Annotated in this window: 23 protein-coding genes; 7 read left to right on the forward strand and 16 right to left on the reverse strand. The window is 68.0% G+C overall.

The features are described from left to right. Nucleotides 1-89: 89 nt before the first annotated feature. A complete protein-coding gene (locus ACWPMX_RS12725; RefSeq protein WP_455700365.1) occupies nt 90-782 on the reverse strand; it encodes a uracil-DNA glycosylase in 693 nt (230 codons plus the stop codon). A gap of 80 nt (nt 783-862) precedes the next feature. On the opposite strand from ACWPMX_RS12725, the gene ACWPMX_RS12730 reads away from it, so the two are divergent. From ACWPMX_RS12730 to ACWPMX_RS12740, 3 genes are read left to right on the forward strand one after another with little or no spacing between them, the layout of a single operon-like run. Beyond that, entirely contained in the window at nt 863-1,483 is a 621-nt protein-coding gene (locus ACWPMX_RS12730) for a ribonuclease D (RefSeq protein ID WP_455700366.1), read from the forward strand. 25 nt (nt 1,484-1,508) lie between these two features. After that, a complete protein-coding gene (gene lptC / locus ACWPMX_RS12735) occupies nt 1,509-2,174 on the forward strand; it encodes an LPS export ABC transporter periplasmic protein LptC (RefSeq protein ID WP_455700367.1) in 666 nt (221 codons plus the stop codon). Continuing rightward, on the forward strand, nt 2,174-2,731 hold the full coding sequence (locus tag ACWPMX_RS12740; protein WP_455700368.1) for an LptA/OstA family protein: 558 nt from the start codon (nt 2,174-2,176) through the stop codon (nt 2,729-2,731). Before lptC ends, ACWPMX_RS12740 begins: the two co-directional genes overlap by 1 nt. Before the next feature lie 16 nt (nt 2,732-2,747). Here the strand turns inward: ACWPMX_RS12740 and ACWPMX_RS12745 are convergent, their stop codons facing one another. From ACWPMX_RS12745 to ACWPMX_RS12765, 5 genes are all read right to left on the reverse strand, one after another. Beyond that, nucleotides 2,748-4,133: a sugar transferase gene (locus ACWPMX_RS12745; protein WP_455700369.1), complete on the reverse strand. Its 1,386-nt coding sequence runs from the start codon at nt 4,131-4,133 to the stop codon at nt 2,748-2,750. Nucleotides 4,134-4,269: 136 nt separating this feature from the next. After that, nucleotides 4,270-5,340: a DNA polymerase III subunit delta gene (gene holA / locus ACWPMX_RS12750; RefSeq protein WP_455700370.1), complete on the reverse strand. Its 1,071-nt coding sequence runs from the start codon at nt 5,338-5,340 to the stop codon at nt 4,270-4,272. Then, nucleotides 5,337-5,828: an LPS assembly lipoprotein LptE gene (lptE, locus tag ACWPMX_RS12755; protein ID WP_455700371.1), complete on the reverse strand. Its 492-nt coding sequence runs from the start codon at nt 5,826-5,828 to the stop codon at nt 5,337-5,339. Before lptE ends, holA begins: the two co-directional genes overlap by 4 nt. Beyond that, nucleotides 5,825-8,350, reverse strand: coding sequence for a leucine--tRNA ligase (leuS, locus tag ACWPMX_RS12760; protein WP_455700372.1), 2,526 nt, complete (start codon nt 8,348-8,350; stop codon nt 5,825-5,827). Before leuS ends, lptE begins: the two co-directional genes overlap by 4 nt. A gap of 157 nt (nt 8,351-8,507) precedes the next feature. After that, the gene (locus tag ACWPMX_RS12765) at nt 8,508-8,957 is read right to left on the reverse strand and encodes a DUF3576 domain-containing protein (protein WP_455700373.1); all 450 of its coding nucleotides are present in this window, start codon (nt 8,955-8,957) and stop codon (nt 8,508-8,510) included. Nucleotides 8,958-9,296: 339 nt separating this feature from the next. On the opposite strand from ACWPMX_RS12765, the gene ACWPMX_RS12770 reads away from it, so the two are divergent. Continuing rightward, a complete protein-coding gene (locus ACWPMX_RS12770; protein WP_455700374.1) occupies nt 9,297-10,064 on the forward strand; it encodes a hypothetical protein in 768 nt (255 codons plus the stop codon). A 126-nt stretch (nt 10,065-10,190) separates the two neighbouring features. After that, the gene (phbB, locus tag ACWPMX_RS12775) at nt 10,191-10,913 is read left to right on the forward strand and encodes an acetoacetyl-CoA reductase (protein WP_455700375.1); all 723 of its coding nucleotides are present in this window, start codon (nt 10,191-10,193) and stop codon (nt 10,911-10,913) included. Nucleotides 10,914-11,068: 155 nt separating this feature from the next. Here phbB and ACWPMX_RS12780 read toward each other — a convergent pair whose 3' ends face one another. Next, nucleotides 11,069-11,746, reverse strand: coding sequence for a murein L,D-transpeptidase catalytic domain family protein (locus ACWPMX_RS12780; RefSeq protein WP_455700376.1), 678 nt, complete (start codon nt 11,744-11,746; stop codon nt 11,069-11,071). A gap of 83 nt (nt 11,747-11,829) precedes the next feature. Here ACWPMX_RS12780 and ACWPMX_RS12785 point away from each other — a divergent pair, with 83 nt between their 5' ends. Next, on the forward strand, nt 11,830-12,084 hold the full coding sequence (locus tag ACWPMX_RS12785; RefSeq protein ID WP_455700377.1) for a ribbon-helix-helix domain-containing protein: 255 nt from the start codon (nt 11,830-11,832) through the stop codon (nt 12,082-12,084). On the opposite strand, the gene chrA is transcribed toward ACWPMX_RS12785, so the two are convergent. The 3 genes from chrA to murA form a co-directional block, all read right to left on the reverse strand. Further along, nucleotides 12,046-13,347, reverse strand: coding sequence for a chromate efflux transporter (gene chrA / locus ACWPMX_RS12790; RefSeq protein WP_455700378.1), 1,302 nt, complete (start codon nt 13,345-13,347; stop codon nt 12,046-12,048). The two genes, ACWPMX_RS12785 and chrA, sit on opposite strands and share 39 nt — an antisense overlap. Nucleotides 13,348-13,558: 211 nt before the next feature. Continuing rightward, on the reverse strand, nt 13,559-13,804 hold the full coding sequence (locus ACWPMX_RS12795; protein ID WP_455700379.1) for a hypothetical protein: 246 nt from the start codon (nt 13,802-13,804) through the stop codon (nt 13,559-13,561). Between the two features lie 118 nt (nt 13,805-13,922). Next, nucleotides 13,923-15,206, reverse strand: coding sequence for a UDP-N-acetylglucosamine 1-carboxyvinyltransferase (gene murA, locus ACWPMX_RS12800; RefSeq protein WP_455700380.1), 1,284 nt, complete (start codon nt 15,204-15,206; stop codon nt 13,923-13,925). A 79-nt stretch (nt 15,207-15,285) separates the two neighbouring features. On the opposite strand from murA, the gene galU reads away from it, so the two are divergent. After that, nucleotides 15,286-16,164: a UTP--glucose-1-phosphate uridylyltransferase GalU gene (galU, locus tag ACWPMX_RS12805; protein WP_455700381.1), complete on the forward strand. Its 879-nt coding sequence runs from the start codon at nt 15,286-15,288 to the stop codon at nt 16,162-16,164. On the opposite strand, the gene ACWPMX_RS12810 is transcribed toward galU, so the two are convergent. The 6 genes from ACWPMX_RS12810 to ACWPMX_RS12835 all read right to left on the reverse strand — a co-directional run bounded on the left by ACWPMX_RS12810 (nt 16,161) and on the right by ACWPMX_RS12835 (nt 23,190). Next, a complete protein-coding gene (locus ACWPMX_RS12810) occupies nt 16,161-16,625 on the reverse strand; it encodes a nuclear transport factor 2 family protein (protein ID WP_455700382.1) in 465 nt (154 codons plus the stop codon). The genes galU and ACWPMX_RS12810 overlap by 4 nt on opposite strands. Next, nucleotides 16,625-18,163, reverse strand: coding sequence for an acyl-CoA synthetase (locus ACWPMX_RS12815; protein ID WP_455700383.1), 1,539 nt, complete (start codon nt 18,161-18,163; stop codon nt 16,625-16,627). Before ACWPMX_RS12815 ends, ACWPMX_RS12810 begins: the two co-directional genes overlap by 1 nt. Nucleotides 18,164-18,384: 221 nt before the next feature. Then, complete coding sequence (locus ACWPMX_RS12820) at nt 18,385-19,065, reverse strand: M23 family metallopeptidase (RefSeq protein ID WP_455700384.1); 681 nt, start codon at nt 19,063-19,065, stop codon at nt 18,385-18,387. 146 nt (nt 19,066-19,211) lie between these two features. Beyond that, nucleotides 19,212-20,012 carry a ferritin-like domain-containing protein gene (locus ACWPMX_RS12825; protein ID WP_455700385.1) on the reverse strand — a complete coding sequence of 267 codons (801 nt, stop codon included), beginning with the start codon at nt 20,010-20,012 and terminating at the stop codon, nt 19,212-19,214. Next, a complete protein-coding gene (locus ACWPMX_RS12830) occupies nt 20,009-20,479 on the reverse strand; it encodes a peroxiredoxin (RefSeq protein ID WP_455700386.1) in 471 nt (156 codons plus the stop codon). Before ACWPMX_RS12830 ends, ACWPMX_RS12825 begins: the two co-directional genes overlap by 4 nt. Beyond that, complete coding sequence (locus ACWPMX_RS12835) at nt 20,476-23,190, reverse strand: bifunctional [glutamine synthetase] adenylyltransferase/[glutamine synthetase]-adenylyl-L-tyrosine phosphorylase (protein ID WP_455700387.1); 2,715 nt, start codon at nt 23,188-23,190, stop codon at nt 20,476-20,478. The genes ACWPMX_RS12830 and ACWPMX_RS12835 overlap by 4 nt, the downstream gene beginning before the upstream one ends. Between the last annotated feature and the right edge of the window lie 39 nt (nt 23,191-23,229).

The raw sequence follows: 23,229 nt of genomic DNA on the forward strand, positions 1-23,229 counted from the left end.
AAAGTCATACATGCGGCCCGCTGTACGGCCGCAAACCTTTGGGACTGCGAGAGAAATGTAGACGCGTTCCATTTCGGAAAACCGGCCGGTCAGTGTGACAGGTCCCAGTCTATCGTACCCCTCCCATGCTCTTCCAGGAAGGCGTTGGCGCGGCTGAACGGGCGCGAACCAAAGAATCCGCGATGCGCCGACAGGGGACTCGGATGCGGACTCCGGATCACGAGATGGCGCGAGCCGTCCTGCAACCCGGGAATGCGCGCCACCTTGCCCTGCGCGTGGCTGCCCCAAAGGACGAACACCGTCGGATCGGGCCGTGCGGCGACCGCTTCGATCGCCGCGTCGGTCAGCGCCTCCCAACCGCGCCCCGCATGACTGCCCGCCTTGCCCGCCTCGACCGTGAGGCTGGTGTTCAGCAGCAGCACGCCCTGCTGCGCCCAGTGCGTCAGGTCGCCGTGAGCGGGGCGCGGCAGGCCGAGGTCAACTTCCATCTCCTTGTAGATATTCGAAAGGCTCGGCGGTGGGCGCTCGCCGTGGGGGACCGAAAACGCGAGACCCATCGCCTGTCCCGGTCCGTGGTAGGGGTCCTGACCGAGGATCACGACTCGCACCGCATCGAGCGAGGTCAGTGCGAATGCCTTCAACCGGCTGCCGCGCGGCGGGTAGACGGTCCTGCCCGCCGCTTCCTCCGCACTCAGCCAGCCGCCGAGGCGCCGAGCCTCGGGCGCCGCGAGCACGGGCTCCAGCACCGGCCGCCAGCTTTTGGGGATCGCCTCGCTGCCCATCGGCCCCGGCTACGCCCCCGTTTGCGGCTGCGCCAGCGGCCCTTTCCCTCTATCCCCGATGCGCCTAAGGCCTTGCCCCGATGACTGTCCATTTCCACGAAGAAGACCTGCCCGCCGGGCTCGAATTTGCCGACGGCCCGATCGCTGTCGATACCGAGACGCTCGGCCTGATCACCCACCGCGACCGGCTGTGCGTGGTCCAGCTGTCCGACGGGCACGGCGACGAGCACCTGGTGCGCTTCAATCCCGGCAGCAAGTACGATGCGCCGAACCTCAAGGCGCTGCTCGGCGATCCCGGCCGGTTGAAGCTGTTCCACTATGCCCGGTTCGATCTTGCGGCGATGTACTTCTACCTCGGCTTCATGGCCGCGCCGGTGTTCTGCACCAAGATCGCCAGCAAGCTGACGCGCACGTACACCGATCGCCACGGGCTCAAGAACCTCGTCTCGGAACTGCTCGCCGCCGACATCTCGAAGCAGCAGCAGCTGTCCGACTGGGGCGCCCCGGTGCTTACCGACGCTCAGCGCGAATACGCGGCGTCCGACGTGCGCTATCTTCACCGGCTGCAGGAAGTGCTGACCGAGCGCCTCGCGCGCGAGAACCGCACCGAGATCGCGCAAGCGTGCTTCGATTTCCTGCCTACGCGGGCCCGGCTCGACCTGGCCGGCTGGGCCGATCGCGACATGTTCAGCCACGATTAGGGCGTTCGCGCGTTAGGCCAATGCAATGACCCTTTCCCCCCGCATCGAGACCCAGGAGGCCAAGGCGCTGCGCAGTGCGCGCCAGCACTTCGCCGCGCCCGGCGGATCGCACGACAAGGTCGTCGCGTTTCTTGCTCGCGCCCTGCCGATGGGTATCGGGGTGATCGCGGCGCTGATGGTGGTGACGCCGCTGTCCCCCCGCGGCGAAGTCAGCTTTCTGCTCGACCGCAACAAGGTGCAGGTGATCGACGAGCGGCTGCGGGTCGACAATGCGATGTATCGCGGTGCCGACGCGCAAGGCCGCCCGTTCTCGTTGACCGCGGGCGAGGCGGTGCAGCGCTCCGGCGCCGAAGGCATCGTGCGCCTGAGTAACCTCGTCGCGCGCATCCTGCTGCCCGAGGGGCCCGCCAGCGTAACCGCGACCAGCGGCCAGTACGACATCCGCGACGAAGTGATGAGCGTGCCCGATGGCGTGCGGGTGGTCGCCTCCGACGGCTACCGGATGACCGCGACAGGCGTCTCGGTCGATATTCCCGAAAAGCGCATGGTCGGTTCGGGCGGGGTCAGCGGGGCGATCCCCGCCGGCACGTTCTCGGCCAACCGGCTCGAGGCCGACCTCGATGCGCGCACCGTCACCCTGTCGGGCAATGCCCGGCTCAACATGGTCCCCGGCAAGCTGAGGATGCCCTGATGAAGTCTCACGCCAGCACCGCGGCCCGCTGGGGCCTCGCCTCGTTCCTCGCCACGGCGGCGGTGTTCGCCGGGATCCAGGCGGGCGCGCAGGGGATCGCCGGGCACAATTCCAACGCCCCGGTGAACTACGCCGCCGACAGGATCGAATTGCAGGACAAGCAGAACCGCGTGGTCCTGTCGGGCGGGGTCGACATCACCCAGGCCGGCCTGCGCCTGCAGGCGGCGCGGACCCAAGTGAACTACTCCGATGCCGGGTCGCTCAAGATCCAGCGCATAACCGCGACCGGCGGGGTAACGGTGACCCGCGGCGGCGAGCGCGCGGCGGGCGATGTGGCGGTCTACGACTTCAACCGGCGGGTCATCACGATGGCCGGCAACGTTCGCCTCAACCGTGGCGGCGATACACTCAACGGCGGAAGGCTCGTGATCGACCTCAAGAGCGGCATCTCGAGCGTCGACGGGCGCGCGAACGGATCGTCGTCGGTGACAGGCAACGTCAGCGGCTCGAGCGGCGGCCGGGTCAGCGGGTCGTTCAGCGTGCCCCAAGGCAACTAAGCGCAACCGAGACAGGTCAGAACGCGCGGGGATGGATGACCACCCCGATCGTCTTCAAGACGATCAGGGCATCGGTCCACAGGCTCCAGTCTGCGATGTATTCGAGGTCGGCGTCGAGTCGGTCGACAAGGTGTCGTTCCTCGTCCGTCGCCCCGCGATAGCCGCGAATCTGCGCCAGTCCGGTCAACCCCGGCTTGAGCGTGTGGCGGTTCCAGTATGCCCCGTCGACCTCCCAGAACAGCTTGTTGCCCGCCTGCGAGCCGATCGCGTGCGGCCGAGGGCCGACGATGCTCATGTCGCCGGCGATCACGTTGAAGAGCTGCGGCAGTTCGTCGATGCTGGTCCGGCGGATGAAGCGTCCGACCCGTGTCGTCCGGTCGTCGTCGCGCGCCGTCGACCGGTTGCCCGCGTGATCGGATGCCTCGCTGCGCATCGAACGGAACTTGAGCATGTCGAAGAACCGGTTCCCCCGGCCGAGCCGCGGCTGGACGAACAGGATCGGGCCGCCATCCTCCAGCTTAATGGCGATCGCGGTGAGCGCCATCACCGGCGCGAGGACGATCGCAGCCCCGACCGCCACCACGCAATCGAACCCGCGCTTCATCACGCGCTGGCGCAGGCCGAGCGGACCGGTCGAGACCACCAGCGAGCGCCAGCCGTCTTCGACGGCAAGGCCGATCGGCGCGAGATCCTCCAGCCGGTCGGTCACGATCTCGCCGCGCACGCCCGCCGCGCGCAATACTCGCGACCAATCGCTGCGAGTCTCGAACGGACAACTCACCACGACCCGGTCCATGTTGAGCAGGTATCGCCCGAGACGATCGAGCGCGCGCGGACTGGAGGAATCGGGCACGACATCGAGGTTGCCGGCGTCGAGGCGGAACGCATTCGCGAGCGGCACAGCAGGGCCGCCGGCGTCGATCACCAGCGTGTTGATGACCCGCATTCCCCACGAGCGCCGGATCCACGACGCGAGAGCGACCCGGCTCACCAGGAGCATGGAGGCGGTCGTCACCAGGCCGCCGGTCAGGACCACGCGCGAAAACACGGCAGTGCTTTTCGCAAAGAACGTCACGAACAGCAGCAGCGCGGCCGACAGCGCCAGCGCCCAGATCGCCTTGCGTGCGGCGAACTGCCACGTCTGGAGCGAATTGATCGAGTAGGTCGGCTGGTAGAGCGCCAGTGTGAGATAGAGCGGCAACAGCAGTTGCGCCTCGAACAGGTTGGATCGCGACGCCCGTCCGAAAGCATACGCCTCGCTCACCAAGGCGAACGATCCGAGCAGGATCGCGACATCGAGCAGGACCATGAAGAGGTAGATGCGCACCCGCCGCCGCTCGAGCGACGGCACCAGCGGTATTGCCGCGCCCGTCTTTGAGTGGTCGTTCACAGGCGCATTCATGCTCCGCTCCGCGATGACCGGCTCAACTCGTGTGCTACTTCGCCGGTACTATTGCAGCGGGTCGCTATCACACTTTTGCGCTGCATTGCAGCAACATGCATGCAGTAACCACTGTCGAGCGCCCCGGCAAACGAAACTATCGGGTCGGAATGCCGGACCCCCGCTCGGCCGGTCGCTGGCCCATGCCGGCCATGCCCGCCATCGCCTGGGCGATCAGCGTCTCGCTCGCCGCGCTGTTGGCAAGGAGCTCGCGGTGGAGTTCGACCAGCCGGGCAACCAGCCTCTCGAGCCGCCGTCCGCGCCACCGTTCGAGCTGGACCGAGATGTCCGGCACGTCCTTGAAGAAGACCCGCCGTGCTTTGCTTTCGGCCTGCACGAAATCCTTCACCCGTCCCCCGCGTGGAAGCCGCGCATTGAGCTGGGCGAGCTGCGCGGCGCGGCGCTCGAAGGCCAGCAGCAGGCCGACCGGATTGATCGACAGCTCGCGAAAGCGCGACAGCTCCGCCGCGAGCCGATCGGTCTGGCCGGACAGGACGGCATTCACCAGCGGCATGAAACCGTCGTCTTCGGTGCGCGCGCCGATCGCGTCGAGCGCCTGCGCGTCGGGAGTTACGGGTGCTTCGGGCGCGGCATCGAGATAAAGCGCCAGCTTCTCGATCTCGGACTGGGCGAGGCGCACGTCGAAGCTGGTCGCCCGCGCGATCCGCTCCGCGAGCTGCCCGGACATGCGCAAGCCGCGCTCCTCGCCCATGGTGCGGATCGATTCGCGAATCTGCGCCAGGTCCGGCGGGTAGAACATCGCGACGAGCGCATCGGCGCGCCCTTCGAGGAGCTTCGCGCTGCGGGCCTTGTCGGTCGCCGACGTTGCCACCACCAGCACCGGGCACGGCGCCCCCTCATCGGCGTCGATCGCGGCGAGGTGGTTGGCCAGCGCATCGTGCGCCTCGTCGCCGCTCGCCCGCACCACCACGTGCCGCGCTTCGGCAAACAGCGAGGTCGAGCGTGCTTCGTCGGCCAGCAGAACCGGATCGCGTCGCAGGTCCGCGCCTGACAGCTCGATGCGTTCGCCCGGATTTTCGAGCATCGCTGCGATGCGCTGCGCGGCGGCGGCGGCACCGGCTTCGTCGGGCCCGCAGAAGAAGTAGGTCTTGCACGCCCGCACCGCGCGGGGGGCGACAGCGGCGAAGTCCTTCTGGGTCGCCTTCATCGCTGCTCGCGCAGGGCGAGCGCGAGCCGGCTGGTGATCTGCGAAGCGACTTCCTTCGACAGGTTCTCGAGCGCGGTCTGCTCGGCCGCGATGGTCGCGTACTCGCTCGACACGACGTCGATGCCCGCATCAGATCCGGCGGTCTCGTCGAGAAGGATTGTGCCGTTCGACAGGTCCACAAGCTGGTAGCGCGCGCGCAACGTGCGCCGTTCGCGGCCGACCGTGTCGTCGCTCAGCACGCCGAGTCCCTGCAGCTTGTCATCCAGCGCGACGTCGAGCCGGTAGCGCGCGGCGGCCTGTCCGCCGGCGCCGAGCCGGTCGACCAGCGCATTACGCACGAGCCAGCCCGCCTGGCCCTGGATCGCCGGCACCTCGACCGAGGCGAGCTGGCTCGCGACCACCCCGCTCGACCCGCCCGCGTACATCGGCTGGAGGCCGCATCCGGCCAGCGCGAGCGACGCCGCGACGAGGGCTGCGAGACGCGTCATGCGACGATATTCACCAGACGGTCGGGCACCACGATCACCTTGCGCACGGCTGCTCCTTCGAGCGAACGCTGGACCTTGTCGGAGGCGAGCGCAAGAGCTTCAAGCTCGGCCTGCGGCAGGCCCTTGGCAACCGTCAGCGTATCGCGCAGCTTGCCCTTGACCTGCACTGCGATGGTGACCTCGTCCTCGACCAGCAGCGCGGGATCGACCGCTGGCCAGTCCGACTGCGCGACGAGGCCGGGCTGCCCGAGCTGCGACCATGCCTCTTCCGCAAGGTGCGGCATCATCGGCGCGACGAGCTGGACGAGCGTGCGGATCGCAAGGCTGCGGCTGGCGGAATGCGCGGCCTTTTCGACCGCACTGGTCAGCTCGTAAATCCGCGCGACGGCCTTGTTGAAGGCCAGCGCCTCGATATCGCGGCCGACCGCGTCGATCGTCTGGTGGAGCTTGCGATCAATCGCTGCATCGGCACCCGAAACCGCTGCATCGTGTTCGCCGAACAGGCGCCAGAGGCGCTGCACGAAGCGCGAGCAGCCTTCGATCCCCGCTTCAGACCACGGCAGGTCGCGTTCGGGCGGGCTGTCGGACAGCATGAACCAGCGGACGGCATCCGCGCCGAAGCGGTCGATGATCGTGTCGGGATCGACGACGTTCTTCTTCGACTTCGACATCTTGACGACCTTGCCGATCGTCACCGGCGCGCCATCGGCGAGCAGGGTCGCGCCGTTGCCGGAGCGGGCCACTTCGTCGGGGCCGAACCACACGTCGCGATCGGTGTCGCGGCGCGAGTAGGTCTCGTGCGTCACCATGCCTTGCGTGAACAGCGAGGCGAACGGCTCGGCGAAGTCGATCAGGCCGATGTGCTTGAGCGCGCGGGTCCAGAAGCGGGCGTAGAGCAGGTGCAGGATCGCGTGCTCGATGCCGCCGATGTACTGCTCGACCGGCAGCCACTTCGCCACCTCGTCGCGGTCGAACGGCTTGTCGCCCGGCTGGCTGGCGAAGCGCAGGAAGTACCAGCTCGAATCGACGAAGGTATCAAGCGTGTCGGTCTCGCGCGTGGCCGCGCTGCCGCATTGGGGGCAGTCGACGTGCTTCCACGTCGGATGGCGATCGAGCGGATTGCCCGGCGTCTGGAAGTCGACGTCGTCGGGCAGCACGACGGGGAGCTGCGCCTCCGGCACCGGGACGATGCCGCAGGTGCCGCAGTGGATGAACGGGATCGGCGTGCCCCAGTAGCGCTGGCGGCTGACGCCCCAGTCGCGCAGGCGCCACTGCGTCTCGCCCTGGCCCCAGCCCTCGTGCTGCGCCTTGGCAGCCACCGCCGCCTTCGCCTCTTCGACGGTCATCCCGTCGAGCCAGCGCGAATTAACGATCCGCCCCGGCCCGGTGTAGGCCTCGCTGCCGGTGAACACCTCGCCGTCATCGTCGCCGTCAGCCACGACGCGGTGGACCGGCAGTTCGTATTTCCTTGCGAAATCGAGGTCGCGCTGGTCGTGCGCCGGGCAGCCGAAGATCGCCCCGGTGCCGTATTCCATCAGCACGAAGTTCGCGACGTAGACCGGCAGGTGCCACGCCGGTTCGAGCGGGTGCGACACCGAAAGGCCGGTGTTGAAGCCCTTCTTCTCCTGCGTCTCGATTTCCGCCGCGGTGGTGCCGCCCTTCTTGCACTCGGCGATGAACGCGGCGAGTTCGGGCACGTTCTGTGCCATGCTGCGGGCAAGCGGATGGTCGGCGGCGATTGCCACGAAGCTGGCGCCGTAAAGCGTATCGGGCCGGGTGGTGAACACCTCGATTCCGGTCGGGCTGTCGACCAGCCTAAACGTCGCGCGCAGGCCCTGGCTCTTGCCGATCCAGTTCTCCTGCATCAGCCGGACCTTGTCGGGCCAGGTATCGAGGCTGCCGAGCCCGTCGAGCAGTTCCTCGGCGAACTGGGTGATCCGCAGGAACCACTGGCTCAGCTTGCGCTTCTCGACCTCAGCGCCCGAGCGCCAGCCCTTGCCGTCGATGACCTGCTCGTTGGCGAGCACGGTCATATCGACCGGGTCCCAGTTGACCTCGCTTTCCTTGCGGTAGACGAGGCCGGCTTCGTAGAGCTTGAGGAACAGCGCCTGTTCGTGCCCGTAGTATTCGGGGTCGCAGGTCGCGAGCTCGCGGCTCCAGTCAAGCGCGAAGCCGAGGCGCTTCAGTTGCGCCTTCATGTGATCGATGTTCGCGCGGGTCCAGCCGCCCGGATGGACGCCCTTTTCCATCGCCGCGTTTTCGGCCGGCATCCCGAACGCGTCCCACCCCATCGGGTGGAGCACTTCGTGTCCGGTCAGCTTCTTGTAGCGGGCAAGGACGTCGCCCATCGTGTAGTTGCGCACGTGGCCGATGTGGATGCGCCCCGAGGGGTAGGGGAACATCTCGAGCACGTAGCTCTTGGGCTTGTTGCTGGCGCTGTCGGCCCGGAATGCCTCGGCCTCGTCCCAGGCGCGCTGCCACTTCGCATCAGCGGATCCGGGTTCGAAGCGTTCGGCAGTCATGAAATTCGCATACCTGTGATTTGTCGTCAGGCGAAGGCGGAAGCGAAGCTGGCCAAAGGCCAAATTGGGGCCATCGAGAATCGGCGCGCGGTGACCTTCCGGGTCGTGAGCACCGGAAGCGGAGGCGGCCTCGCTTTGCAGGCCGCCTCGCGGCAAATCAGGAGGCGATCGCCTGGCGGCGCAGCGCGCGCGCCTTGGTGAGAATGATGTCCTCGAGCTTCTGCACGGTGGCCGCCTGGACCGGAGCATCGACCCACTGGCCGCCTTGCGACACCTGGCGGCTCGCAGCGACGCGCACCGCATCGGCGCGCAGGTCCTGGTCGAGAATCGAGACGGTCATCTTGACCCGCTCACCCGGGTTGCGCGGGTTGGCGTACCAGTCGGTCACGATCACGCCGCCATTGCTGTCGGACTGGAGCAGCGGAGCAAAGCTCACGGTTTCGAGCGCGGCGCGCCAGAGGTAGGCGTTGACGCCGATCGTCGTCACTTGGCTGGCGGCGAGGTCGGCCTTGGGGCGCTCCTTGCCACCGCACGCGGCAAGCGCGGCAAGCGCGGCGATGGCGACAGCGGCGCGAGACAGACGGACGGGGCGCGAAGGGGCGGTCATGCTCAAGGAAAGGTCCTCATGAGGTAAGTCGTCATCGCCTCTAGTGCGCCCGCGCGATGCGGGCAAGGCGTCGTCGGCACTAACCGTCCGGAGCGCTGAATAGCCGCTTAATCGCCCAAGCCGGAGTTTTGTGCGGTCAAGGCAACACATCCGCCGCGAACCGCATTGCGGATGTGGAAAAGCTGGAAAAATCATTGGGATGAATCTATGAAATATGCCCGCCGGAACGATCCGGGGTGAGTCGGTTTCAGGCGAAACCGGATGACTCATGGATCGTTCAGTCTCGCTGGACAAAGGGATGAGCGAGATGCTGGCGGGGAGAACGGGAAGGCTTTTGGCGTGATTCACGCGGGGAACAGTGCGGGGCAAAAGGGTGGCGGAGCCGGTCGCGGCTCATCGCTGCTGCTTGCGGCTGCGCTGCTCGCGGCCGTCCCGACCGCGGTTCTCGCGGTTCCCGATGATAGCGTCCCTGCCGCACCGAGCATGGCGCGCTTCGCTCCATTCACTCCTGCCAATGTCGATCCGGCAATCGCCCGGCGCGTCGCTGCCAAGATGGCCGCGCGCGGACATTCGATGCGCTTCACCCCCGCCGGCACCGCGCTCGACAGCGATCGCCGCGCGACGGTTGCGATCCGCGTCGCTCCCGACGAGGCGCGCGCGATTTCGGTGCGCAGCGCCATCGCCGCCGCGCAGGGCGAACCGGGCAACGGCCCGTCGATCGCGACCCTCGCCCGCGGCCGCTACAACCTCGGCATTTCGCGCGGGTACGAAAGCTTCGCGAAGACCACCGCCCCCGCACTCGACCTGAAGAAGATCGAGATGCCCGACCTTGCCAGCTACCGCCCGCGCGAAGGCGCCAAGGAAGCGCCGGGCCGCCTCCAGCCGCGCCTTGCGCTCGAAGCGGTCAGCGAAGCCGGTCGCAGCCCGCGAACGCTGGCCGGTGCCGGCGAGCAGGCTGTCGATCTCGGCGCCGGATACCGTCTGTCGCGCAACCTCAACGTCACCGCCGGCCTGCGCCTGTCGCAGGACCGCGATCGTCTCGCCCCGCTCACCGACGCGGTGCGCGACGACCAAGCGGTTTACGTGGGCACGCAGTTCCGTTTCTGACGTCGCCGCCCGGAACTCGTGAATTGGTATGAACGCCCGGCCATGTGCCGGGTTTTTCATTGCGAATCCCCGGCGGTGGCCTAGTCAGAAGCCTGGAGAGGCAAACCTGACAGGCAAGGAGCCGACATGACGCGCGTGGCAATCGTGACCGGGGGTACCCGCGGTATCGGCGAGGCGATCAGCCTCGCGCTTAAGGAACAGGGGCGCACCGTCGTCGCCAACTACGCCGGCAACGATGCCAAGGCGAAGGCGTTCGCCGACGCGCACGGGATCGCGGTCTATCGCTGGGACGTGGGCGATCACCAGGCCTGCATCGACGGGTGCGCGCAGATCGAGGCGGACATCGGCCCGGTCGATATCGTCGTGAACAACGCCGGCATCACCCGCGACGGCACACTCGCGCGGATGAGCTTCGACGACTGGAACGACGTCATGCGCATCAACCTCGGTGGGTGCTTCAACATGGCGAAGGCCACGTTCGGCGGCATGGTCCAGCGCGGCTGGGGCCGGATCGTCAATATCGGCTCGATCAACGGGCAGGCCGGCCAGTACGGCCAGGTCAACTATGCCGCGGCCAAGAGCGGCATTCACGGCTTCACCAAGGCGCTGGCACAGGAAGGCGCCAAGAAGGGCGTCACCGTGAACGCGATCGCCCCAGGCTACATCGACACCGACATGGTCGCCGCGGTGCCCGAACCGGTGCTGGAAAAGATCGTCGCCAAAATCCCCGTCGGCCGCCTCGGCCAAGCGGACGAAATCGCCCGCGGTGTGGCCTTCCTGACGAGCGACGCAGGCGGCTTCGTCACCGGTTCGACGATGAGCATCAACGGCGGCCAGCACATGTACTGACGGGCGGAGGCGCGGTCACGTCGGCGCCGGGGCCGCACAGAATGCGGCACCGCCCGGCTCGGCCGGCGGGTTGGCGGCTGACAGCCGACAAACCCATTCGATGCCCGACTTCGCCGGGGCAGGCTCTCGGCGGCGGCTTTCCCCTCGCTATCCCCTCACTTCCACGCAAACAGCAACCGCCCCTCGCCCAGCCGCTCGAGCACATCGCCGATCGCATCCTGCGCCACCGCGAAACAGCCCTGGCTGCGCCCGACCAGTCCCTGCGCCGAGGCCATCGCCTCGCTCACATATTCCGCGCCGTGGATCACGATCGCGCGCGGCTGCGCGAGGTTGTTATCCGGGTCGAGCCCGGCCAATCTCCGCGAGCGGCCGTGCTTGCCGATGTATTCCGCGCCAGTGAGGTAGGCGCCGCGCGAGGAGGCCTCGGAATCGGGCACATTGGAAAAGCTCTGGAGCCACCCGCTGCGCGCCGGGTCCGAACCCTTGCCATGCGATACGAGCAGCGAATCGACTTTGCCGCTTTCGAGGTCGACGAGGTGCAGACGCGGCTCTCGCGAGGGTTGCGAAAAGTCGACGATGCCGATCCGGTCGCGGTGGACGATCGAGCCGCCATGCCGGTCGAGCGCGGCCATCGCGCGCGGATAGAGGCGCGGCATGGCGAGGTCGGGTTCGGCGCGCGAAGCGGCTGGGAGGATCGCCGGCAGCGGCGCGGCGAAAGGCGCGGGCCGCAACCCGCTCGAGAGCAGCGGCAGCGTCAGCCCGACCGCCGCGACACCCGCGCCGGTGAGGAACCGGCGTCGCTGCGCCGCGTATGGAAGGCCCACCTCGTCCATCCATCCGCCCCTACTGGATCGCGCCTGTATGGCGGCGTATCGCGTTGTTGTGCAGGCGACAGGTTCGCCTTAGCGCTCTGGCGATGGCCACACCGTACCACCCGCCGGTCAAGCGCTCGGTCGAGATCGCCGGACACAAGACCTCGATCAGCCTCGAGCCGATGTTCTGGGACATGCTCCGCGGGGCCGCTGTGCGGGAGGGGGTCCCGCTAAATGCTCTCGTCGCGCAGATCGACGAGGAGCGCATCGCCAGCGCCACGCCGTGCGGGCTAGCGGGGGCTATCCGGCTCTGGCTGGTTTCAACCGAGCGGGAAGGCGAGGCCGAGCGCCAAGCCTAAAGCGGCGCAGACGGCGAGCGTGGTGAGAATCCCGCGCTTGAACACGAAGATCAGCCCCAACGCCACCAGGGCAATTACCCCCGCGCGCCAGTCGAAGCCCCATCCCGGCACCGAGGTATCGAACGCCGGGAACAGCACGTGCCAGCCGAACCACAGCGCGAGGTTGGCGATCACTCCCACCACTGCGGCGGTGATCGCCGCCAGCGCGCCCTGCAGCGCCGGGCTGCGCTCGAGCCGGTCCATCCACGGGGCGCAGGCGAAAATCCACAGGAAGCAGGGCGCGAACGTCACCCATGTCGTCAGCGCCGCCGCCGCGACCGCGCCGGCCAAGGGCGTCAGCGGCGCGGCATCGCGCCAACCCGCGAGGAAGCCGACGAACTGGGTCACCATGATCAGGGGACCGGGCGTCGTCTCCGCGAGGCCGAGGCCATCGGCCATCTCGCCGGGCCGCAACCAGCCGAGCCCGCCCGCCGCCTCCTGCGCCATGTAGCCGAGCACCGCGTAGGCCCCGCCGAAGGTGACGACAGCAAGCTTCGAAAAAAACGCGCCGACGTCCCACAGCACGTGGTCAGTGCCCAGCGTTGCGGCGACCAAAACCATCGGAGCGGCCCAGATGGCAAGCCAGGCCACGACCGTAATGGCGGTGGAACGCGCCAGTGACTGTCCACTTGGCTCGGTGCGCGCTTCGGCTTGCGGGGCGTGGGTATCGAGCCATTCGGGCCGGATCCGCGCCACGACCGCGCCGATCACGCCCGCGATTGCCACGACCACCGGGAACGGTGCCCCGGCGATGGCCAGCGCGAGAAATGCGACCACCGCCAACGCCTGCTTGAACCGGGTCCTGAGCGCCCGCCCGGCGACCCGCCAAAGCGCCTGCGCGACGATCGCGAGAACCGCCGCCTTGATCCCGAGGAACAACGCGGCGAACCAGCCGAGCCCGGCCGCCGCGACGTACAGCATCGACAGCGCCAGCATGACCGCCGCACCGGGCAGCACGAACAGCAGGCCCGCGACCAGCCCCCCGCGCACTCCGTGGAGGCGCCAGCCGATCCACGTCGCGAGCTGCTGCGCCTCGGGTCCTGGCAGCAGGTGGCACAGGTTGAGCGCGCGCAGGAACGCGCCTTCGTCGACCCACTTGCGCTCGTCGACGATTTCGCGGTGCATCAGCGCGATCTGCCCGGCGGGCCCGCCAAAGCTGAGGGCGCCGACGCGGGCGGAAGTTCTGACCAGTTCGGAAAAAGAGGGGGCCAGGGCAGGTGTCATGCGCGCTCCTTCGGACGAAATTCGCCCGCTGAACCGCGACGCTTGGGCACCGTCCGTGCCTGAGCGGGAGGCCGCTTTGCCCCGCTACCGATGCACTAGCACGCCGATTTCGGCCCGCAATAGTGCGCCAGCATTAAAAAAGCGGGCGGAGCCCATCAAGGGTTCCGCCCGCCTCTCGCCCCGTCAGGAGCGATCCAGTCCCGTTGCTCCTTTAATAGGTCGCCGGGGGATCGCTGGCGGGGAAGCTTTCATCGCTGGCCTGGTCCGCCTTGTCCCAGTTGGCCGCGGTATCGTCTCGCATAGCATCAGGTCCGGCTTCGCGCACCTGATGAATGTTGCCTTCGTGCCCCTGGCCACCGGCAAAGGCAGCGCGGGAATCGTGGCCGGCGACATTTTTCCTGTAGTACTGGTAACCTACATACCCGAGCGCGCCGAGCGCCGTGAGTTTGAGCAGCATTGCGAACCTCTCTTTCCGTTTACCAGCCAACGCCGGTGAACCGGAAAAGTGTCCCGCGATCGTGGCCGAATCGACGAATCGAGTGCCGCCTCGATTCGTCACCGATTCGCGGCTGCGATCATTCGTCGCCCACACGCTCCACCTGCGCACCGACCAGCGCGAGCTTTTCCTCGAGCCGCTCGTAGCCGCGATCGAGGTGGTACAGGCGGCGCACCTCGGTCTGCCCTTCGGCAGCGAGGCCCGCGATGACCAGGCTCATCGAAGCACGCAGGTCGGTCGCCATAACTTCTGCGCCGGTCAGCTTGGCCACCCCATGGACGATCGCGGTGCGTCCCGAAGTTTCGATGTGCGCGCCCATGCGGTTCAATTCGGGCACGTGCATGTAGCGGTTCTCGAAGATGGTCTCGTTGAGAACGCTCGTGCCTTCGGCCACGGTGAGCAGCGCCATGAGTTGCGCCTGCATGTCGGTCGCGAGGCCCGGATAGGGGGCGGTGGTGAGGTTCGCGGCCTTGAGCTTGCCGTCGGCGGCGACGCGCACACCGTTCTTCGCTTCTTCGGCATGGACACCGATGTTGCGCAGGGCGTGGAGCGTCGAGGACATCTCCACCGCATTGGCACCCTCGAGCAGGACATCGCCGCCCGTGATCGCCGCCGCGCAGGCGTAGCTTCCCGCCTCGATCCGGTCGGCCATCACGCGATAGGTCGCGCCGTGGAGCCGCTTGACGCCGTGGATCGTCAGGTCGGAGGTGCCGACCCCCTCGATCTCGGCCCCCATCGCGACGAGCAGGTTGCACAGGTCCACGACTTCGGGCTCGCGCGCGGCGTTGAACAGGCGGCAGGTGCCGCTGGCGAGGACCGCCGCCATCAGCGCGTTTTCGGTCGCGCCGACCGAGACGACGGGGAAATCGAACTCGCCGCCCGGCAGACCGCCGTCGGGCGCGTGCGCGGCGACATAGCCTTGCGCGATCTCGATTACCGCTCCGAACGCGGCGAGCGCCTTCAGGTGGAGGTCGATCGGCCGGTTGCCGATCGCGCAGCCGCCCGGCAACGAAACCTTGGCCTGGCCCATCCGCGCGAGCATCGGCCCGAGCACGAGGATCGAGGCGCGCATCTTGCGCACGAGATCGTAGGGCGCGACGGTGCCGGTGATCCGCGTCGCTTCCAGCGTCATCACACGGCCGAAATCCTCGGGGCGGCTGCCCTGGATCACGGTCGTGACGCCGAACTGGTTCATCAGGTGCTGGAACCCATCGATGTCGGCAAGGCGCGGCAGGTTGCGCAGCGTCAACGGCTCGTCGGTCAGCAGTGCGCAAGGAATCAGCGTGAGAGCCGAGTTCTTCGCGCCCGAGATCGGGATGGTCCCTGACAGGCGCTTGCCGCCTTCGACGATGATCTTGTCCATGCGCTTCGCACTAGCGCGATTCCGGATAGTCGCAAGATCGCTGGTTGCGCGGCGATTCCGCTATCCGTATCGCCCCGCCATGAGCAGTCGCAAACCGATCCGCAAAGCCGTGTTCCCGGTCGCAGGGCTCGGCACCCGTTTCCTGCCCGCCACCAAGGCGATCCCCAAGGAAATGCTGCCGATCGTCGATCGGCCGCTGATCCAGTACGCGGTCGACGAAGCGCGTGAGGCCGGGATCGAACAGATGATCTTCGTCACCGGCCGCGGCAAGAGCGCGATCGAAGACCACTTCGACATCGCCTTCGAACTGGAAAAGACGATGTCGGATCGGGGCAAGGACCTGTCGGTGCTTGCCCCCACCCGGCTCGGGCCGGGCAACTGCGCCTACGTTCGCCAGCAGGAACCGCTGGGCCTCGGCCACGCGATCTGGTGTGCACGCGACATCGTCGGCGACGAACCCTTCGCGATCCTGCTGCCCGACGAGCTGATGCACGGCGAGCCCGGCTGCCTCGCGCAGATGATCGCTGCCTATGACGAAGTCGGCGGCAACCTCATCTCGGTTCTCGAAGTCCCGCGCGAGGATGTCAGCAGCTACGGCGTGATCGCTCCCGGCGCCGAAATCTCGGCTACCCTGACCGAAGTGACCGGCCTCGTCGAAAAACCGCCGGTCGCAGAGGCGCCGTCGAACAAGATCATCTCGGGCCGCTATATCCTCCAGCCCGAAGTCATGCGCACGCTCGAAGCGCAGGAAAAGGGCGCGGGCGGCGAGATCCAGCTCACCGACGCGATGGCGCGGATGATCGGCGACCAGCCGTTCCACGCGGTAACCTTTGCCGGGCGGCGCTTCGACTGCGGCAGCAAGACCGGGTTCGTCGAGGCAACCCTCGCGCTGGCGCTGGAGCGTGAGGACATGGGCGAAGAAGTCCGGCGCATCGCCGAGCGCCTGCTCGCAGATTAGCGCGCCGGCACCACCGCGGCCTGGCGCGCGAGCCAGTACCAGCGGCCGTCCTCCCACAGGTAGACGTTGGTATAGCGCCGCAGCAGGGGCACCGCGCCGTATGTCCGGCCCAGTTCGCTGCCTGCGGTGGGCGTAAACACCTCGCGCCCGATCACCACCGCGACATTGCCGCTGATCGAGACGTCTTCGGCGATCCGTTCGAACCGCTCGGCGGCGATCCCGCCGGATCGCATACCGGAAAGGAACTGCGCCCGATCGAGGACGCGCCCGGTCGGGGCATTGATCCGCAGGTTGGCATGGGTGAGCGCGCTGAGGCCCTCCACATCCGCCGCCGCGACCATCGCGCGCTGCCGCTCGTCGATCGCCCGCACCGATTCGATGGAACCGACCGGCTCAACAGTGGCACATGCGGCCAGGGCAAGCGCTGGTGCGAATGAAGCAATGCGCGCAGTGACTGCCATCATGCCTCCGCGCGCGCGCGCGCCGCGAACTCGTCGCGCAGCTCGCGCTTGTAGAGCTTGCCGTTCGCTTCGCGGGGCAAGTCGGCGCGGAATTCGAACAGGCGGGGAATCTTGTGGCGGGCGAGCTGCGGCGCAAGGTAGCTGCACAGCTCGCGTTCCAGCTCGGGGCCGGCCTCGCCCATGTCGACCGGCTGCACGACCGCGACGACGCGCTCGCCAAGGTCCGCATCCGGCGCACCGATCACTGCTGCGTCCATCACCTTTGGATGGCTGGCGAGCAGGTTCTCGATCTCCTGCGGATAGATGTTCACGCCGCCCGAGATGATCATGTGGCTCTTGCGATCGGTGAGGAACAGGTAGCCGTCCTCGTCGACGTGCCCGATGTCCCCCAGCGTCATCCAGCCAGCGGGGTGCATGGCATCGGCCGTCTTTTCGGGGTCGTTGTGATAGCTTGGGAGGACCGCATTCTCGAAATAGATGAGTCCGTCCCGGCCTGGCGACAGCTCCTCGCCGTCCGGGCCGCAGACGTGCAGCGCGCCGAAGATCGCCCTGCCGACCGTCCCCGGCCGCTCGAGCCAGTTCGTCGAATCGACCAGCGTCATTCCGATGCCTTCGGAGCCGGCATAGTATTCGAGGATTATCGGACCCCACCAGTCGATCATCGCCCGCTTGATCGGGACCGGGCACGGGGCAGCCGCATGGATGGCGCGGCGGTGGCTCGACAGGTCGTAGCGCGCCTTCACCTCGTCGGGCAGCTTGAGCATGCGGCCGAAATGCGTGGGCACCCATTGGCTATCGGTGACCCGGAAGCGCTCGATGGCCTGCAACGCTGCCTCGGGCTCGAACTTCTCCATGATGACGACGGTGCCGCCGAGCCGATGGACGGTCGAGGCCCACCCGATCGGGGCCGCATGATAAAGCGGTGCGGGGGATAGATAGACAATCGATCCGTCGGTTGGCATCCCGGCGCCCACCGTGGCGAGGCCCATGAGGGCCACCGGCGCCGTGGGGGACGGGTCTTCGGGCGACTTGGGCCGGACGCCCTTGGGCCGACCGGTCGTCCCCGAACTGTAGAGCATCGTCTGGCCAGCGGATTGGTCGGCGATCGGCGTTTCCGGTTGTCTCGCGAGCGCGGCGGCGAACGATTCGTCGCCGTCGGCATCCATGGCGATCACCGCCAGCTCCGGGTGCCCTTCGCGAATAGCGCAAAGCGCTTCGGCGAACTTGCCCGACGTGATCAGCAGCTTCGCGCCGCTGTCGGCGAGGATATAGGCGATCTCGGGTGCGGTCAGCCGGGTCGAAACCGGCACCAGCATCGTACCCGCTCGCTGCGATCCCCAGATCAGCGTGAAATATTCGAGCCGGTTCTCCAGCAGCACCGCGAACGCGTCACCTGCGGCAAGGCCGCGCGCGCGAAGCAGGTGGGCGAAGCGGTTCGCCGCTGCATCCATCTCCGCAAAGGTCATGCTGGCACCGCTGCCTGCCATGATCACCGCCGGGTGATCGGGTCTGGTGCGCGCGTGCTCGATGGGATGCATCGTGTTGTCGTCTCCCGCGTCGTGGTCCCGAGGCTCGGGTGGCCTCTTCGACTGCGGAAGGTATCGCCTGCAGTCCGTCCGGCAAGCGAAAAGGCGGCCGCATATCGGGTCGCCATGACAAGGAAAAAGGGCGGCTGGCTTTCGCCTGCCGCCCTTGTCCTACACCCTCTCCGTGTTCTTGCCGTGTCCCGCGGTGCGACGGGACGGCCGTATTTCGGTGCTTACTTCGCGGCGAGCGCGATGCCGGCCGACGGAGTCGCCTCTGCCATGTACGGGATCGGGTTCACTGCTTCGCCCGAAACGCGCACTTCGTAGTGCAGGTGCGGGCCGGTCGAGCGGCCGGTCGAACCGACGTAGCCGATCACGTCGCCCTTGCGAACGCGCTCACCGGCGGCAACCGCCAGGCGCGACATGTGGGCGTAGCGGGTCTCGAGCTCGGCACCGTGGCCGATCGAAACGTAGAGACCGTAGCTGGAAAACCATTCGGCCTTGCCGACGACGCCATCGGCGGTGGCATAAACCGGGGTACCAGTCGGCGCGGCGAGGTCGATGCCCTTGTGGGCGCGGGTGCCGCCGAGAACGGGGTGGGTGCGCAGGCCGTAGCTGCTCGAGGTGCTGCCGACGGCGAGCGGAGCGCGCGACGGAATGGCGACGCCGGTGGTCGGAGCGACCGGGTTCGGCGCGTTTACACCGTCGAGCGACTGCCAGCTCGAGAAGAGCTGCTTGAACTGCTCGTCGGTGGAATTGATGCCGGCGGCGCGGGCATCGCGCACCGGGGCGGCGATATCGGCGGAAGCGGCGGCGCTGGAATTGGCGAGAGCGGGCGTGGCACCCATCGAGAAGAACGCACCAGCTGCAGCAAGTGCAGCGAAAATGCGACGCTGGATAAGGTTTGCGACCAAAGTACCCGTCCTTTATCTTGCGACACCCCCCGGCGCCGCGCGAACCCGTTTGCGAAATCTCCGCCAAGGCGGGCTTCGCGACAATTTTCAGAGACTGATCGGAACCCCCCGCCGTCTCGTGGATTGTGGATTAACCGGTGAAACTTTTACGAAGCAAGTGCAGCACACGCACTGAGCGACAAACCGGCTGCCGAACGCGCCGAGTCGTTGAATGGAGGCTTCAAGCCCCCACGAAAGTGCCTGCGGACCAATGAAATCCAGAGATTTTCCGGGTCGATCCGACGCTTTTCGGCGCACGCGTTAAGATATTTGACGCCCACGGCGACATGGCGGATTTCGTCGTCAAGGATTCGTTCGAGCACTTTCGCACCATGCCAGTCGCCCTGCGCACGGACCCGTTCGAGGGTCGCGGGCGTGACGTCGAGGCCGCGCGCCTCGAGCACCATCGGCACGATCGCCAATCGCGCCGCGACATCGTGCGCTGTGTCCTCCGCCGCCTGCCACAATCCGTCGTGTGCGGGCAACGCGCCATAGCGGCTGCCCATCGTCGCGAGGTGACGCTCGAGGATCGCGAAGTGCATCGCCTCGTCCGCCGCCACGGCCAGGAAGTCACTGACGAAACCCTCGCCCATCTCCCCTCCGAAGCGTCCGGCCACGTCGAGCGCGAGGTCGATGGCGACGAATTCGATGTGCGCAAGCGAATGCCACAGCGCGATCCGGTTTCTCTCGGAGCCGGCCTTGCCGCGCTTGGGCATCTGTTTTGGCGGAAGCAGCTCGGGCGCGGCCGGACGCGCCGGGCGATCGGGCATGGCCCCCGGAAACTCGAATCCGAGCCGCCCCAGCCGCCAGTCGCGCGCGACCTTGCGCGCCGCCATCGCCTTGGCGCGCGGGTCGGCGGTCAGCAGCGCGGTGCGGATCGCCTCGCCAACCGGAATGAGTTCGGTCACAGCGCTTGCGCGGCGGCGAGCACTTCGTCGGCGTGGCCCTTGACCTTCACCTTGTCCCACACTCTCGCGATCCGGCCATCAGCGCCGACCAGGTAGGTCGTGCGGACCATGCCGATGAACTTCTTCCCGTAGAGCTGCTTCTCGGTCCAAATGCCCAGCGCATCGGACAGCCCGCCCTCTGCCGCATCGGTGGCGAGCGGCACGGTGAGGCCTTGCTTCTCGATGAAGCCGCGATGCTTTTGCGCGCTATCCTTGCTCACCCCGAGCAGCGCCACCCCTGCCTTGGCGAAGTCGCCCGCGAGCGCGGAGAAATCCTTCGCCTCGGTCGTGCAGCCGGGCGTATTGTCCTTCGGGTAGAACCAGATCACCACCGGCTTCCCCGCGAAATCCGACGGGCGCACCGTGCCGCCCTCGGGCGTCACCATGGCGATATCGGGCATTGGATCGCCCACGGCCGGCTTGCTCATTCGAAATCTCCGTCGTCCATGCCCGGCAGCGGTTCGCCCAGCGAATCGGCCCAGGCCTTGCCGACCTCCTGCCGCGCGAGAGCGAATGCGTGCAAGAGCGCAGGAACGTCGGCCATGCCGCAGGCCTCGGCCAGCGCGGCGGCAGCGGCGGGCGGCGGCTCGGCAAGGTCGGGTGCGAGAAGGCGTCCTGCGACCAGCAGCCGCGACATGAGGTCGAGAGCGCCTGTGAGTGCGTCGGGTACGAGTCCGGCCCCGGCCAAGCCGCCGAGCGCGGTGCGCAGGTCGGGGTCGAACGCGGTGCGCTCGCGCAACTGCAGGAAGTGGATGAGGAACTCGAGGTCGACGAGCCCGCCGCGCAGCAGCTTGGCGTCGAGCGGCCCTTTGGCCGGCTTGTGCGCAGCCATCTCTGCCCGCATCGACAGCACGTCGGCCTTGAGCTTGGCGGCATCGCGCGGCGCCGCGAGGACACCGTCGATGGTCGCCTGCAATTCGGCCTTCGCCTCTGCCGAGCCGGTCAGCGGCCGCGCGCGGGTGAGCGCCATGTGCTCCCACGTCCACGCCTCCTCGCGCTGGTAACGGGCGAAGCTGGCCAGGCTGACCGCGAGCGGCCCTTGCGCTCCTTGCGGCCTCAAGCGGGTATCGACCTCGTAGAGCGCGCCCTCGGCGGTCGGCACGCTGAGCGCCGCGGTCACCCGCTGGGCGAGGCGATTGAAGTAGTGCGTCACACCGAGCGGTCGCGGACCGTCCGATTCGCCCTCGAATTCGCCCGAGAAGAGGTAGATCAGGTCGAGGTCGGAGGCGTGAGTGAGCGCGCCGCCCCCCAGGCGCCCCAGACCCAGCACGACGAGCTCGCTACCCGGCACCCTGCCGTGGACCCGCTCGAACTCGCGCGTCGCGGCCTCTTGCGCGACGCACAGCGCGGCCTCGGCTGTGCGGCTGAGAGCCCCTGCGATCGCGAGCGGATCGTGCGCTGCGGCGATCGTCTGCAGGCCCAGCGCGAACCGCAACTCGCCGGTCACCCGCCGGATGCGGTCGAGTTGCTGCTCGTAGTCGTCGCCGTCCCCCGAGCCGTCCATGCTCGTCGCGATTTCGGCAGCGGTGCCCGGCAGGTCGAGCGCCTGCTGGCCGATCAGCGTATCGAGGAGGTCGGGCCGCCGACCCAGCTCGTCGGCGAGCGTCGGCGCGAGGACGAGGATGCGGGCGAGCTGGTCCATCAAGGCCGGGCGCTGGAGCAGAAGGTTGAACAGGTTGAGCGCGCTCGGCGCGGCGCCCAGCACGCGCTCCCACCGGGTGACCGCCTGGTCGGGGTCGGGCGCGGCGGCGAACCGTTCGAGCAGGACCGGCAGCAGCGCATCGAGCGCGGCGCGCGCGGCTTCGGACCTCAATGCCCGGATGCGCCCGTCGCCCCACCCGGTGATGCGTGCCGCCAGCCGCTCCGGTTCGGCATAACCGAGCTCGCCTAGCCGCTTCTCCAGCCCGTCGCCCCGTGCGACCACGGTGGTCGGCGAGCATCCGTCCTCGGCGATGAGCGCGTCGTAGCGCGACGCCACGACGCCCGTGACGTCCGCCAGCTCCGCGACCAGCGCCGCGCCGTCCGCCATGCCGTCGAGCCGCGCGACCCCGTCGAGTGCCGCACCCGAAGGCAGAGTGTGGGTCTGCTGGTCGGCGACCATCTGCAGCCGGTGCTCGATCGTGCGCAACCGGTCGTATGCTTCGCCCAGCGCGCGGGCATCCTCGCCGCTTATGATACCGGCTGCTGCCAGCGCATCGAGCGCGGCGCGCGTCCCGCGAACCCGCAGCGACGGATCCCGGCCGCCGTGAATCAGCTGGTGCGTCTGCGCGAAAAACTCGACCTCGCGGATACCGCCGCGGCCCAGCTTCACGTTGTAGCCCGGCCCCGGCGTCGATGGCCCCGCGTGACTTGCGCGGATGCGGGTGGAGAGCCGCCGGATGTCCCCGATTGCGCCGAAATCGAGGCTGCGGCGCCACACGAACGGGCGGATCGCGGCGAGGAACCGCTCGCCCGCCGCGACGTCGCCCACCGCCGCCCGCGCGCGGATGAAGGCCGCGCGCTCCCACGCCAGCGCCGAGCTTTCGTAATGCGTCAGCGCTCCGTCGAGCGAGATCGCGGGCGGGCTGACCTCGCTCGCCGGACGCAGTCGCAGGTCGACGCGGAAGACGTAGCCGTCGCTTGTCACTTCGCTCATCAACCGCACCGCCTCGCGCGCATAGCGCTGCGCGGCTTCGGCGGGCTCGTCCCGCGCCCGGCGCGGCAAGGTAGCCGGATCGTAAAGCAGGATGGGGTCGATGTCGGAGCTGTAATTGAGCTCGCACGCGCCATGCTTGCCCAGCGCCAGCGCGATCATGCCCGCGGGCTGAGCATCTGGCACGCGTGCTTGGATCGCCGCCGCCAGTGCCCGGTCGAGCGCGCGGTCGGCGAATTCAGACAGCTCGGTCACGACCGTCGTGAGCGGAAATGCCCCTGCCAGGTCGCCTATCGCGAGCGCGGTGGCGAGCGCCAGCTTCTCGCGCCGCAGGGCGACACCGGTCGATCCGGCGCCCTCGCCCGCCCGCTTGGCAAAGACGAGCGCCTCATCGCCGTGTCCACCTTCAAGCAATGCGGCAAGGTCCGGCTGACGTTCGAGTGCACGGGCGAGGAACGGCGCATTCTCCTGCGCCCGCCCAATCGCCGATCGCCAATCGCCTGCCATTCCCCCGGCCCTGCCCGTCCCGACCGGCGCTGGCAAGCG

The organism is Tsuneonella sp. HG094 (assembly GCF_053819285.1).